This is a genomic window from Campylobacter sp. P255 (genome assembly GCF_003627915.1).
In the GTDB taxonomy this organism is placed as follows: domain Bacteria; phylum Campylobacterota; class Campylobacteria; order Campylobacterales; family Campylobacteraceae; genus Campylobacter_D.
Map to the genome: position 1 here is coordinate 1 of NZ_NREN01000027.1, position 1,495 is coordinate 1,495.

The 1,495-nt window shown below is 24.7% G+C and carries 1 protein-coding gene and 1 pseudogene; both read right to left on the reverse strand.

Annotated features, from left to right (window positions below):
* Positions 1-1,096, reverse strand: a pseudogene (locus tag CKA54_RS07565) (hypothetical protein); the annotation flags it as partial.
* Between the two features lie 202 nt (positions 1,097-1,298).
* A partial coding sequence (locus CKA54_RS07570; protein ID WP_120760681.1) for a methyl-accepting chemotaxis protein occupies positions 1,299-1,495 on the reverse strand: 197 nt, incomplete at its 5' end.

Below are 1,495 nucleotides of genomic sequence, written 5' to 3' on the forward strand. Positions count from 1 at the left end.
TTTTAGTTTTAGTGATGTTTTCATTAATGGTTTTAGCCATAGCACCAAGTTCATCATTGCTTTTTACATCAATCATAGCTGAATCTTTAGTTTTATGATTGATAAAATCAAAGAAAGAGTTAAGGCCTCTTTGAATGGTTTGGAGTGGTGATAAATAATAAGACATTAAAAAATATAAAAATATTACTGAAATTAAAACTAAAATTACTACAATTATTATTTGTCCAATTAATCCTCTATCAGCTTCTTTTAAAATCATTTTTAATTCGGCCGATGAACAAATAGAATAAGATGTTCCATAGAAATTTCGAACATTATTGCAAACTCCAATAGCATTATTTCCTTTCATGTCTTGATACTCAAAAATTTGCATATTTCCTGCTTTAGAAGATTCTGTAAATAAAATATTATGTTCTTCTGTTTTTTCTTGTATATGTTCAGATGATATAAAAGGAATTTGTTTTGAATCCATAACGACTAATTTTTCTCCGACACTTTCCATTGAAGGTTTGATATCTTCTAGATCAATATCTATACCAAAAACAGCTAATAGCTTATTGTTTTTATATATTGCTTTTACTATACTAATACAAGGATTTTTAGTTAGTTCATCAATATATACAGGTGTTACATATAATTCATTTTTGCTAATTGCTTGTTTAAACCATTCTTTTTCTCTAGCATCAAAAGTAGAAGTTTTTTTAATTACATCAAAAAATTTATTTTCTTTATCTGATATAGGAGAGCTGATAATAACATCTCCATTTGGTAATCCTATGAAAGAACTTAAAGCACCCATTGTTTTTAATGTTTTTAATTTATAAGAAAGCTCATTTAAAAGATCTTCATTGCTTAATTGAGTATTTTTAGTTTCATCGTTGATATATTTTAACCAATTTTCAAAACCATCAATTTTACTAGTTATAAAGGTGTTGAAAATAGTATTTGCTGAAGATATTTTTGATATCTCATCAGCTTGTCGATCTTGTATCAATATATCTTTATTAAGAACAAAACTTAATGAACCTAAGATTATCAACATTATTGCCGAACAAATAGAAGCAATTAAAGCCATCTTTATTTTTATGTTATTCATAAATTCTCCTAAAACATATTTTTATACTTTCAGAATTTTATAGCTAAAAAATAAATTAAATTTTAATTTCAAAAAAACAGATTAATTAATATTAATATTTTTTTGTAAATAGTGAGTAAAATCGGATTTTTAAGGATAAAATATTATCATTTAATCCAAGTATCTACAAATTTCATACTTGGATTAAAAATTATTTTAACGATTAAAACTTTTTCTTTCTAGCATCTTCTAAGATATCATTAGCTATTTTATTAACATTATCAGATATAGCTGCACTATCTTTAGCTATTTTTAGATTTTCTTGTGTTACGCTATCAATTTGAGCTACAGCATCATTAATTTGAGTAATACCTGTAGTTTGTTCTTTAATACTTTCACCCATTTCATTGATAGATTGAA